At 34.4% G+C, this 12,832-nt stretch carries 13 protein-coding genes; 2 read left to right on the plus strand and 11 right to left on the minus strand.

What is annotated here, in order from left to right; all coding sequences use genetic code 11:
• Positions 1-210 (plus strand): S8 family serine peptidase (locus AA089_RS25775; protein ID WP_046759171.1); only part of this gene is annotated, 210 nt, incomplete at its 5' end.
• A gap of 154 nt (positions 211-364) precedes the next feature.
• Here AA089_RS25775 and AA089_RS21965 read toward each other — a convergent pair.
• The 11 genes from AA089_RS21965 to AA089_RS22010 form a co-directional block, all read right to left on the minus strand.
• Positions 365-1,699, minus strand: coding sequence for a hypothetical protein (locus AA089_RS21965; protein ID WP_046759172.1), 1,335 nt, complete (start codon positions 1,697-1,699; stop codon positions 365-367).
• Between the two features lie 109 nt (positions 1,700-1,808).
• Entirely contained in the window at positions 1,809-2,522 is a 714-nt protein-coding gene (locus AA089_RS21970) for a response regulator transcription factor (RefSeq protein WP_046759173.1), read from the minus strand.
• A gap of 30 nt (positions 2,523-2,552) precedes the next feature.
• Entirely contained in the window at positions 2,553-3,947 is a 1,395-nt protein-coding gene (locus AA089_RS21975) for a sensor histidine kinase (RefSeq protein WP_046759182.1), read from the minus strand.
• Between the two features lie 292 nt (positions 3,948-4,239).
• The gene (locus AA089_RS25090; RefSeq protein WP_156169246.1) at positions 4,240-4,413 is read right to left on the minus strand and encodes a hypothetical protein; all 174 of its coding nucleotides are present in this window, start codon (positions 4,411-4,413) and stop codon (positions 4,240-4,242) included.
• A 145-nt stretch (positions 4,414-4,558) separates the two neighbouring features.
• Positions 4,559-5,482 (minus strand): DUF3078 domain-containing protein, encoded by a 924-nt coding sequence (locus tag AA089_RS21980; RefSeq protein ID WP_046759174.1) that lies wholly within the window; start codon positions 5,480-5,482, stop codon positions 4,559-4,561.
• Between the two features lie 116 nt (positions 5,483-5,598).
• Positions 5,599-6,105 (minus strand): DUF2480 family protein, encoded by a 507-nt coding sequence (locus tag AA089_RS21985; protein WP_046759175.1) that lies wholly within the window; start codon positions 6,103-6,105, stop codon positions 5,599-5,601.
• Positions 6,106-6,109: 4 nt separating this feature from the next.
• Positions 6,110-6,436: an iron-sulfur cluster assembly protein gene (locus tag AA089_RS21990; protein ID WP_046759176.1), complete on the minus strand. Its 327-nt coding sequence runs from the start codon at positions 6,434-6,436 to the stop codon at positions 6,110-6,112.
• Between the two features lie 8 nt (positions 6,437-6,444).
• Positions 6,445-6,867 carry a SufE family protein gene (locus tag AA089_RS21995; protein ID WP_046759177.1) on the minus strand — a complete coding sequence of 141 codons (423 nt, stop codon included), beginning with the start codon at positions 6,865-6,867 and terminating at the stop codon, positions 6,445-6,447.
• Positions 6,868-6,918: 51 nt separating this feature from the next.
• Complete coding sequence (locus tag AA089_RS22000) at positions 6,919-7,362, minus strand: hypothetical protein (RefSeq protein WP_046759178.1); 444 nt, start codon at positions 7,360-7,362, stop codon at positions 6,919-6,921.
• Between the two features lie 88 nt (positions 7,363-7,450).
• On the minus strand, positions 7,451-8,485 hold the full coding sequence (locus AA089_RS22005; protein WP_046759179.1) for a zinc metalloprotease: 1,035 nt from the start codon (positions 8,483-8,485) through the stop codon (positions 7,451-7,453).
• 263 nt (positions 8,486-8,748) lie between these two features.
• Positions 8,749-9,960, minus strand: coding sequence for an aminotransferase class V-fold PLP-dependent enzyme (locus AA089_RS22010; protein WP_046759180.1), 1,212 nt, complete (start codon positions 9,958-9,960; stop codon positions 8,749-8,751).
• Positions 9,961-10,221: 261 nt separating this feature from the next.
• On the opposite strand from AA089_RS22010, the gene AA089_RS22015 reads away from it, so the two are divergent.
• Positions 10,222-12,690 carry an O-antigen ligase family protein gene (locus tag AA089_RS22015; RefSeq protein ID WP_046759181.1) on the plus strand — a complete coding sequence of 823 codons (2,469 nt, stop codon included), beginning with the start codon at positions 10,222-10,224 and terminating at the stop codon, positions 12,688-12,690.
• Positions 12,691-12,832 lie beyond the last annotated feature (142 nt).

A 12,832-nucleotide genomic window follows, 5' to 3' on the forward strand; every position in this document is an offset into this window, starting at 1 on the left:
AATACGTATTCTTTTATTGATGGAACTTCTTATGCGGCACCTATTGTTTCTGGAGTTGCCGCACTAATCCGTTCATACTATCCAAACCTAACAGCTTCCGAAGTAAAACAAATTATCATGGAATCGGGTGTTTCGTATGATATCATGGTCAATAAACCTTCTACAAGTAAAGAAAAAGAACTTGTTCCTTTTCCAAATCAGGCAAAATAGTGAATGCGTATAATGCTTTGCTCATGGCGGAAAAAGTTTCTAAGAAGAAGAAAAGAAAAAAATAAACATTATTATTCGTTCCTTCAGCTTTTTGTAAAGTGATGCAAACTTTTCGGGTTGAAGCGAAAATTAGAAGTTTACATCACTTCTATCACTAATCCTCCTCAATCCAAGTGCCGACAATGCCGTTTTTGCCCAAACTATAACCCAATCGGTAACTGCCCGCTTTTTTCATTTCAATGAATTTTCCAGGAGCAGGAATAATACCATTGTCCCGCAAAATAGCATTGTAAGCAGCTACTTTTTCCTCTGATAATGTAGTACCATTTTGAACGATTGAATTCCCGTTGATCATTATTTTTACAGCTTCATCTGTAGAAGCGATATACTTATTTTTGTATAAGTCATTAAAAAACTTCTTGATTTTTGCATTCAACCCGACAACCACAATATGATTTCCTTTTTTGTAAAATGAAAAATCTGCACTTGGTTGAATGCCTGCGTTTTGCAACATTTTTCGATACGACTCATTCTGACGCTGAGACAACTGTGTTCCGTTTACATACAATTGATCTCTTTCAGACGTCAGGGTAATTTCATCAGCATTTGTGATTAATCCATCGGCTGTTAACTTCTCAATCAATTGATTTTGAATTGCTGGCCAAATCCAATTACTCGCTGTTCCTGAGCTTACCGTATATACCGTTTTTGAATCGTTTAGTAATTGCTTAATGTAAGAACTCACGCCACCTTTGTGACGTGCTTGTTCTTCAAAACGTTTCGCTTCCATATCTAAGCGTTTGGCTTCGAGTTCTATACGTTTGGCATCGCGTTTGATGCGTTGCTGATCTAATTTTGCACGTTGTTCTAGTCGTTTTGCTTGCAATTCAACACGCTTTGCTTCACGTTTCACTTGTTCTGCGGTGCGTTTTGCCAACCGTTCTACCTGTCTTTTTTCAAGCTCTACTTGGCGATCCAAGCGTTCGGCTTCTCGTTGCATGCGTACGGCTTCACTGCGCATACGATCTGCTTTTCGTTGCATACGTACTTGTTCGCTACTCGCATTTGTACCCGAAATGATAATTTTGATATCTTCTCCTAAAGCTGAAAATTTCTCCGCTAGTTCTGGCGAAGCCACATCTAAATCTACGGTCATGCGAAGACTTTTCTCCGTAAGTTTTATGTAATATACTTTTTCGTCATTACTCCATTTGGAATATCCTTTGCCAATATTCATATTTTTTCCGCCAAGCTCTTTTTCAATAAGTTCCTTGAGTTGTACATATTTATTTTTAGGAAAACGCGCGCGCAATTTATAGTCGTCTTCTGTGTAACTTATAGAAATAGAAGTGCTTCCGTTTTTTGTAGTGCTTTTACTCACACTTGTAGAGCTGGTAGTTGGCGTTTTCGGTGGCGTTGGTGTTTCTTGCGCATTGCTTACATTGAAAGCAAATACGATTGCGATAAGTGTTATGATGTATGTTTTCATTTTTACTATTTTTTAATTGTCAAATGGAGCTCGTATCATTATCTATCAAGTTTGTTTTTGATGTTTTATGATTGATGCTCGAGTCATTTGTTCGTTTGTTGATGAATATTTAATTTTTGATGATTTTAAATGTCAATCCTACACCGCGTGTACTTTCAATAGCGATGTTAGCATCTTTTTTAAAATATTTTCGGAGTCGGCTGATGAATACATCCATGCTTCTTCCCGAAAAGAAATCATCATTTCCCCAAACATTTTCGAGAACGTCTTCTCGTTTTATGAGTTGGTTTTTGTTGTCATAGAAATACTGAATAAGTTGCGCTTCTTTTTCCGTAATTCGTTGGGTTTCTCCATTGAATTTCAATTGATAGTTTACAGCGTCAAATACATATTTCCCAATTGTACAATGTTGTTCGTTTTTTGATGAAATACTTACTTTTTGGGTTCTTTTTAATATGTTTTGCAAGCGTAATACTAAAATATCTGCTTCAAATGGTTTGACGATATAATCGTCGGCTCCAAGTTGTAATCCTCGTATTTTGTCTTCTTTCATCTTCTTGGCAGTTAAGAAAATGAATGGAATTTCTGGGTCAATTTCAATTACTTTTTCAGCTAATGAAAAACCATCTAGTTTTGGCATCATAACATCAAATACACAAATATCAAAGCTGTTTTCTTGGTGTTTCGTTGCGGAAAATACATGCAATGCTTCGTCTCCATCTTTTGCCCAAACGACATCAAAGTCATGAATCGCCAAGTATTGCTTTAAAATACTTCCGAAATCATAATCGTCTTCTGCTAATAAAACTTTGATTTTTTTCATATACATTTCCCCATGAAAATGGAATCTTTTTTAGTTAATTGGTATGATAATGCTAAACGTTGTTCCTTTGGTAAGTTCACTTTGTACTGTAATTTTCCCTTGATGCGCATGTACAATTTGATATGTGTAATACAAGCCCAAACCAAGTCCTTTTACATTGTGAACATTACCGTGACTTACTCTGTAAAATTTGTCAAAAATTTGTGCCTGATCTTTTTCAGAAATTCCCGATCCGTTGTCCGTAATTTGAATGATATATTTGTTGTTTCTTACTTCCGTTTTAAGATGAATTTCTACCTTGTCATTTCCATACTTAATGGCATTTTCTAGAATGTTTAACAATGCCGTGGTAAAGTGAAATGTATCAATACGTAAAATGACATCTTCATCACATACATCATTGATCAAGTGTAATGATTTTTGCTGTGTAGCGAGTTTGAAATCCGCTATCAAATCATTAAAATAGATAGTGTCTACAACGGTATCTTTCGAGAGTACAATATCTTGCGAACTCAAACTGTTCGTTAACACCTGATCAATGAGTTTTTGCAACCGCGTATTCTGTCGATCTACAATATTTAGTGTATTTTCAAACGCTTCAGGCGAATGCTGTATTTCCTTATTTTTCAAACTTTTTGAAGCAACACCCAAAGTTGCCAAAGGCGTTTTGAGTTCGTGTGTTATATTATTGATGAAATCGGTTTTGATTTCCGTTATTTTCTTCTGATTGATTAAGTTTTTGATGGAATAATACAGCAATCCAACCACAAACAAGAATAGCAATGCAGAACAGATTAACAAGGTTGCCATTCTACGAAATACAATACTTTTCCAATCGGTAATGACAATGAGATCTTTCGTTTTAATTTCTACATCAATACTATTAATAAACACACTGTCATTTAGTTTGTCTACAAATTCAAACTCGGTAAACGTGCGCGAACTTTTGATGGTTTGTGCATCTGCATCGTCAAATGTTTCTCCGAGAATAAGTAAATTTTGCTGTGTAGCGGTTGGAAAAATAGAATCGGTTTTTTTCCCGTCAAAGGTTACAATACTAACAATTTGACGTTTGTATCGAATTTTGTATCCTAAATTGATACTATCGAGTTCCGTAGTGTAGCGCTTCATATATTGTGGATTTACGCTATCGGCTTTTATTTTTATTTTTTGAATGAATGCAGCCTTCGAAATCCGCTTATTTTTATAGTCACTTAGACTTGCTTTGAGTTCTTCTCCAATACTATCGGTTATTGAATCTAATTCAGGATGATTGTCAATATCAGAAATTGCTTCGTCCGTTTCTTGCACAAATAGCTTTTTTTCCAATTGATACGTATTTTCTATTAAATACGCCTGAATGCCAGATAATGCAATAAGTGTAGCAATGGAAGCAATGATGAGTATGGTAATTCTGTTTTTCATTTGGTTGGTTGTGATGAACTGTTTTGTCAGTTTCAACAATTCAAAAGTAAGAATAACACTTTTGCCAACCATACAAAAGGAGTTCGTTAACCGATCATTAACTTATAAATTGTTTGAAAGTATTGTGTTTATTGGGTTTTGAGGAAGTGTGTTAAGAAAAATTGGAATCTTGTTAACGTAAGTTTTGAAGAAAAATAGTCTTTATGATAACATAGATTGTAGTGGCAGAACGTTTTATAAAGACATTGTAAACGCAAAAAAAGCGAACCGAAGTTCGCTTAATATGTATTGATTACTTGCATATACACCAGCTAGCCGTATCTGCTCTTGATGGTGCTGGACATTGACAAAGTCCATTAATAAATGTGAGTGTTTCTCTATCAAAACCGCCATGAAGCGTATTTGTTTGTAGGTTAGAAACGGATTTTTTGTTAAGTCTTAACGACGTAAGATTTACTTTTTTCATAATTTATTGATTTTAGGTTGTTGAAAACTACAAAAATAAATTAGCTAGTACGTACGGTAAGTCCGTAGTTTTATTATAAAAAATAAATTAAAAAAGCGCTTCCATTGGGAAGCGCTTTTGATATATGTTAATAAAGGACAGTTTATTATAAGTTGTAACTTAATCCAAGTGTCCAGAATGATTGTATTTTATTGTCTACGTTGTCAAACGTAGTGTTTACATTTCCTTGTGCCAAATTGAAGTTTACAGCTTCTTGTTTGTTTTGTCGTAAACCAAAATCGAAACCAACACCAATCATTTTCCACAATGTGTAGCTAAATGAGTTTGTCCATGTCCAGTTTGATAAGTCACTGCTTTTATAGCTTTGGAACATCGATAAATTTGTTTTGAAATTTATAGCTTTTATTTTTCTAGTATAATCGGCTACAATTTTTGCACCTAATGAAGATTCAAATACGGTATCGTTATCACTGAATACGAAATTGTAATTTAGTGGATGAATCACTACAATTAAGTTTTTAATTGGCGTCCATGTTCCTCCGACACCTACATCAAGATATCCAGGATCGTTAAAGTTACTTAAGATTGTTGTTCTGTATTCCATTAATCCTGAGATGGCGAACTTTTCACTTATTTTTCGTCCGTATAATGAACTTAAGTTAAATACGTCTGTAGCTTCTCTAAACTTGTCGCTATCCGTTGGATCGTCTTTGTCGTCTAGTTTTACCCAAGCCAAGTTGATGTTGGCACTGTTGTTCCAGAAAAACTTCTCTTGATCTAAGTTTGCATAGGCATTTACCGTAAATCCGATATTTCCTGAAGAGTTGTTGGGTGTTCCTTGTGCATACCAATTGTTGAATCTTGAAATGCTTCCACCAATGGTTCCAAATGCGCCAACTTCCCATCCTGGAAGTGCATCAATTTGTGCTTGTATAGCATCTGCTTCAGCTTGAAGTGCATCTGCGGCAGCTTGTTTTTCAGCTTTTTGAGCTTTTAATTCTTCTTCCGTTTGTGCATTCATAGAAAACATACCTACAAACAATGCAAGTGCAAATACGATTTTTTTCATGTTTAATATTTTTAGGTTTTTCGACAACAAAGATAATGGTTGCGCATGATAACACAAAAACACCATAAATTTAATAAACCTATGATTTTCAGATTGTTAAATGATTTTATCGCGATTTATCTTTTTTTGTAGAGTGGAACAGAAGAGCAAGCTTCGCCATACATTACGCTTTTGGCAACGTTGTGCAATTTTGTAGTTAGCATCGTGTATGCATTGTCTGGTATAGGTTTGTTAGCACAGCCTTTTATAATTACAGGTTTATCTTGATACGCAGAAACATCCAAATTGTTGATGATTTCTTGATAAATTGATGTTTCCATTTGTTCCAAGGTACCAATTAGCGTTTTTTCGACAAAAGGCGCCAAATATACGCTTATCAACATATATGCCCAAGCAGGAATAATAGCGTCAGTGCTACATATAAGTGCTACGTAATGTCCTTTGTGTTGTGACCAATTGTATGCAGCAGCATATTTTCGGAATTCTTTTTCACGTAAAATTAGTCCTTCCATCAACCAATCTGAGATGTCAAAAAGCACACGTTCTCCAGCAGGATAATAATCCTCCAAATCGATGGTAACTAGCTTGCTTTGCGCAACTCTATTGATGATTTCTTCAGCCATATATTTATAGTAAACCGAGTTCTAATTTTGCTTCTTCGCTCATTAAATCTTTATTCCATTCAGGTTCAAAAGTAATTTCAACCGTTGCATTGTTTACTTCTTTTAACGATTTTACTTTGTCTTCTACTTCTAGCGGAAGCGTTTCTGCTACGGGACAGTTTGGAGATGTAAGCGTCATTAATATTTTTACATCGTAGTTTTCATTGACAAAAACATCATAAATTAATCCTAATTCGTAGATATCTACTGGAATTTCTGGATCGTATATGGTTTTAATAACGCGTACTATTTTTTCGCCTAAAGCGTCTGTATCTATTGTAACTGCTGACATTGTTTTTTCTAATTTAATTGTGTTTGATATGCAACTGCATACAGTTTTAATTGTTTGATCATGCTGACCAATCCGTTGGCTCTTGTGGGCGATAAATGTTCTTTCAAACCAATTTTGTCAATGAAGTTTGTATTCGCTTCAATAATGGCGCTAGGATGTTGATTAGAAAAAGCTCTGATTAAGATGGCAATGATTCCTTTTGTGATAATGGCATCACTATCTGCGGTAAATACAAGTTTGTCGTTTTCCATTTCTCCATGCACCCATACTTTACTTTGACAACCTTTGATGAGGTTTTCATCTTTTTTCAGGTTTTCGTCAATTAATGGAAGTGATTTTCCGAGGTCAATCATATATTCGTAACGTTGCATCCAGTCGTCAAACATAGCAAACTCGTCTACGATTTCATTTTGTATTTCTTGTATCGTCATTTTTTCTCCGTTTACACAATCAAAATATTAGACGCAAAAATACAACAACTATTACGGTTTATCAACTGCTTTTGCCATTGCTTGAATTTTATTCAATAATGGCGCTACTATTTTTGGAGGATTTCCATGAGGAACAGTGATGTTTTTGACCATATCTTCTTTGTATTTTATTGCCAAAGTTGCTGGAATTGAGGCATCACGTCCAACATCATCTGTATTTGTATAACTTTCTTTGAGTTTTTCCGCATCAATATTGTCTAACAACGCCATAATTTCCGTCCAATCGGCTTCATTACAGGCTTTTGTAATACCTTTTCCGCTTCTATCGTTATGAACCGTAATTTCTTGTTTACTTACATTTATTTTTTGATAAAATCCGCGTGTAGAAGCTTCGTACTCAATAGATACTTCATCTTGTGCTTTACTTTCAGAAGCATTGTCATTGCAACCATCAGCAAATAAAAATACAGAGAATAAACAAAATAGATATTTCATAATTTTTTTAATTTAATACTATAATGATACAAAAAAAGACGCCAAATTTGGCGTCTTTCAATATTAATTTTAGCACTCTTGTAGTTGATTAGTTCACTAAGCTAGCTCTTGCTCCGCCTGAAACTAATACGCCACGCATTCTAGATTTTTGTCCTACACTAAACATATTCATACATGCATCATCTGTGTAATCCATGTAGTTCATTGTCATATCTGTTGAACGACAGTGCGTTGTTGGGAATGATGGACATCCGTAGTTTGGTCTGTCAGATTTTGGTGTATCAGAAACGAAATCATCTCTGTTACATCTTCCGTCTCCCCAAATGTGACGTAAGTTTAGGTAGTGACCAACTTCGTGAGTTGTAGTTCTACCTCCGTTAAATGGCGCTGCTACGTAACCAGTTGTTCCGAAAAATTGTGGTCCTACTACAATACCATCTGTAGCTGAGTTTCCTCCTGGGAATTGTGCATATCCTAAGATTCCACCACCAATGTTACATACCCAAATGTTCATGTGTGTTGAAGGTGTTACTGGTGGATATGTTGATTTTACTAAATCGTTCGTTCCCCAAGAAGTTCTTGAGTTTGCATATCTAAATGTTCCTGCTAATGAGAACTGAATTTCAGTATCCGCTGCTACTCCAGAAAATAATGATGGTGTTTGGTTAGCGTCATTGTTATTTCTTCTAAAGTCATCATTTAAAACAGCCATTTGCGAGTTAATCTGAGCGTCGCTGATGTTTTCATTATTATTGCTATATACAACATGTACATATACAGGAATAGTTACCACACCTAAGTTATCTGTTGGTGGTTCCGGATCTCCGCCACCGCCGTTGTTATTTCCATTACCATTTCCTGGTTTTTTAGCGTTGTTTTGTCTGTATCTTTTTTCTAAATCATACATTCTTTGAAATAACTGAGGATCTTTGTCTAATTGCTGATTTAATTTCTGCATACTAAAACAGCCGCCTGCCGCTTTTTCTTCTCCATCCGTATATAAGTAAAAGTCACTCATATCTACCGCTTCTTGTGGAATTTCATTCGTATCCGCAGTCTGGTCGTCACTACATGATACTGTAATTGCTGCAAGAGCAATCATACTTAAAAAAATTTTTTTCATAATTTTCCTGAATTAAGTTTTTGGGTTAATCGATCAAATGTATAAAATTTTGTGAATCCTTTAACAAATGAATTATTTTTTTAGATAAAATGTATTATTTAGTGTGTTTTATTGTAAATAAAATAATTTAGTAGGTTTTAGTTTACAAGTGGTACATAGTGACGTTCTCGATAAAGTGCAACTTTATTTTTCAGTTTACTACAAAAAAAAGAATCGACGGATGGGTCGATTCTGTAGATGAAAGGTGTTTTTAAGTATTTTTATTACGAAAGCATCATTTTTGCCTTTTTGATCGCTTCTATAAATGTGTCTATTTCTTCTTTGGTATTGTAGAATGAAAACGAAGCTCTAACCGTTCCAGGTATTTTATAGAAATCCATGATTGGTTGCGCACAATGATGTCCTGTACGAACGGCAATTCCAAGTTTGTCTATAATTGTCCCAATGTCATACGGATGAATGTTGCCTATGTTGAACGAAATCACAGCTACTTTATCTTCCGTTCCGTAAATGGTCACATCGCCAACAGCTAGAAGTTTTTCGGTAGCATATTCTAAAAGTTCGTGCTCATAACTTGCAATAGCTTCAAAACCTATGTCATTCATATAGTCTAAAGCTGCACCAAAGGCAATAACACCGCAAATATTTGGTGTGCCGGCTTCAAATTTGTGTGGCAATCCTGCATAGGTTGTTTTTTCAAACGTAACCTGATCAATCATTTCGCCGCCACCTTTGTACGGAGGCAATTTGTTTAGCCAAGCTTCTTTTCCATATAATAAGCCAACACCTGTTGGACCACAAATTTTGTGTGCAGACGCTACATAGAAATCTACATCTAAGGCTTGTACATCTGCTTTTATGTGTGGAGAAGCCTGCGCGCCATCAATCAACACAGCAGCGTTTACTTCATGTGCTTTTTCGATGATGAATTCAATTGGATTGATACTTCCCAACGCATTGGACACATGATTACAGAAGACCAATTTTGTGTTTTCATTCAGTAATGAAACATACGCATCCATATCAAGTTTCCCGTTTTCAAACATTGGAATTACTTTTAAGATAGCGCCAGTATGTTCGCACAACATTTGCCAAGGAACAATATTTGAATGATGTTCTAAAGCAGATACAATGATTTCGTCGCCTTTTTTTAATAATGAAGAAAATCCGTTTGCCACTAAGTTGATGCTATCCGTTGTACCTGAAGTCAGAATCATCTCGTACGGTTTTGCCGCATTGAAATGTTGCTGAATTTTTATTCGTGCTTCTTCATACGCATCGGTTGCTTCTTGACTCAGCGTATGTACACCTCTGTGAATATTGGCATTGTATCTGGAATAATAATCTACAATGCAGTCAATTACTTGTTGTGGTGTTTGCGAAGTAGCCGCATTATCGAAATATATTAAGGGTTTTCCATTGACTTCTCTATGGAGGATTGGAAAATCTTTTCGTATTTTTTGAATGTCTAACATAGTCTGAATTCTATCTTTACAAAGATACTAACTATTCATAGAATGCGGTGTCACTTTTTGCATCAAATCAGTTGTAATTGTAACAGGAATTAAAGCTATTTTTTGCTTTTCAACGAGATTTCAAGTTTCTTTGGAAAAAACAAGGCATATTATTTTAAGTTTTCGCGTACTTTATTTTTGTAAGTCATCTTTAGACAATATTAATTGAAAATGCGCGACTTGTAATTTTGAGATTCGCATCCTTTTTTTAACACTAGATCAATGAAAAAAAATAAGAATAACCAAAAAAGTACAGTTTCTGATAACTCGACGTTTACGACTTCTAAATTTTTATTTTTGCTGTATCTTTTCACGGGTTTTATACCTAGTATGGGCGCAATGGATTATGATGGTCCAGAATGGTTATACGTATCTGTATTAAATGTTGTGGTTTTGTTTTTCATTGCTAAGAACTACACTTTTTTTAATGCTTTTTCCTTTCATAAAAATTTCAAAACGTTTTTATTTCTATTTCTAGGTTTTTTTACCATTGGATGTGTATCAATCTTCAATGCCATAAATGTTAGTGAAAGTTTGGTACATCTGTCGCGCTTGGTAAATATCATTGTTGCATTGTATTGTTTGTATCTTATTATCAGACAAAATCCTCGTTATTTTTTTAATTTCACTTGTAAGGCAGTTACAATCATTCTTGCGTATTTTGCTGGGAAAGCTATTTTATTTTTCATAGGAAATTATAGCAGTCCACGAACTCACGGATTTTTGAAATTATTTCCACATAATTACGGAAACATGAATATATATGCAGCTTATCTCGCGATTCAGTTTCCTTTTGTGGTATATGGCTTCATTTATTTTAAAAAAGTGTGGAAATACATTTCAGGTGTTGTCGTATTGATGGTGATATTAGCATTGTTTTTCGCTTCCGCTAGAACGGCTTTATTGTCTACATCAATTATATTTTTCCTTTTCATTGCTTACCTCGTATATGGAGTTGTAAAGCATAAATTGCCTTTCAAACGCGAAATTGCCATTTTGTTAATTTTACCTATTCTTTCAGGGTTTTTAGTGTTAAATGTGAATAGATTGGACAAGAGTTCTAGCAATTCAATACAAGAACTTTTAGTATCTCGTGAAGCCGATTTTTTTAAAGGAAGAGATGCTGTTAAATCTGGTGCAGATAACCTAAAAGATTTAATTCCCAAAGCGGTAAAAATAGAAACTAAAAAACAGTTGGGTTCTGAAAGATTTACACTGTGGAATTTGGCATTTTTGCGATTCAAAGAAAACCCTATTCTTGGTGTTGGTTATGGAAATTACAAAGCAATTGGAAAAAAAGAACATTATGCGAATTTCTCACATCGAGAAGGACTTTTTATGAATCCGAGACGCGCTCATAATGACTTTATAGAAAAACTAGCAGAAACTGGTATTTTAGGATTCTTACTGTATGTGTCATTGTTTGTATTTCCTTTTATTCTATTTGTAAAAATGTTTCGTCGCGAAAAGCAGTATGAAAAACGATTTATTTTGGTCGTAATCCTAGGATCTGCTATTGTATATACTTTAGATGCGTTGTTAAACTTTCCTTTGGAACGTCCGCCAGTACAACTATACTTTTTACTCGTTGCCGTATTCATATTGTTGTTTTCACGCAAAGAAACTTTCGAATTACAAAAAACAAGCAACGGAAAGCTACATCTTGTGTTTTTTGGCTGTGTGTTCTTAATTAGTTTTGCAACCATAGCTTCCAATTATTTAGTTTTTAAATCGTATCAATTGCAACGAACAATGAGAGAAGATTTATCAGGAAAAACATTGTTTACAGATCAGAAGTTAAAAAATTCATATGCGAGTATAAAGAAAAAATGGACTGATTATCCGCAGCTGAGTTATATTGGAACAGTAAATAATGTGTATTTGGCGAATTATGCAGTGAAAGCAAAAAAGTATGAAGAAGCATTAGAAATTTTAAATAGGTCTGAAAACTATAATAAAGATGCTTTTTTAGTCAAAGCCTTCAAAGCTGAAATATATCTCAACGCCTACGATAATATTGACAGTGCTACATATTATGCAGAAAATGTATTTAAAGACTATCCAGGATTTAGAGCAAATTATGATGTGCTTAGAAAAGTATATTTAAAAGAAGAAGATACCGTTAACTTAATGCGAGTAATGGATCGATATTCTAAAAAGAGTCCAAGAGATGCAGTAGCGTGGAAACAAAAAGCCAACACGATTTATAGTGTAACAAAAGATAGCAAGCGCATGTTAGCTGTAATAGATACTGCTTTGGCATATAATGCAAACAGTTATACACTACTGCTTGCTAAGAAAGAAGTGTTAGATAAGTTAAAATTCAAATCGCATTTAAGTGATGCTGAAATAAAAGCGAAACATCAAACGGCGTATGGTTTCTTTGCTAAACAACAATATCAAAAAGCAAGAGAAGTATATCTTAGTATTTTAAAAACGAATCCAAACGATTATTTATCGGTTCAAAATATTGGAATCATCAATTTAATAGAAAAGAAATATGAAGCCGCTATTGTCAATTTAACACGTGTAATTGATGCGAAAGTTTTTCCAGATGGTAAAGCGGAATATAGTAGAGGATATTGTTACGAACAATTAGGGCAGTTGTCCAAAGCAAAAGCTGATTACAGGATTAGTAGAGCTAAGAAGTATCCACAAGCTATGTCGCTTCCTGAAACAAAATATAAATAACTTCAGTTCGATTTAGGTAATTCACTCATATTTATAATTAAGTTTTAAAATTCTCTGCTAAACACCGTATTTTAAGTGTTTTATTTTCATTTTAGCTCATATGACATTATGTTCTTAAATAGGAATTCGTGAATCTTCGATT

The sequence above is a fragment of the Kordia jejudonensis genome (genome assembly GCF_001005315.1).
Classification (GTDB): Bacteria; Bacteroidota; Bacteroidia; order Flavobacteriales; family Flavobacteriaceae; genus Kordia; species Kordia jejudonensis.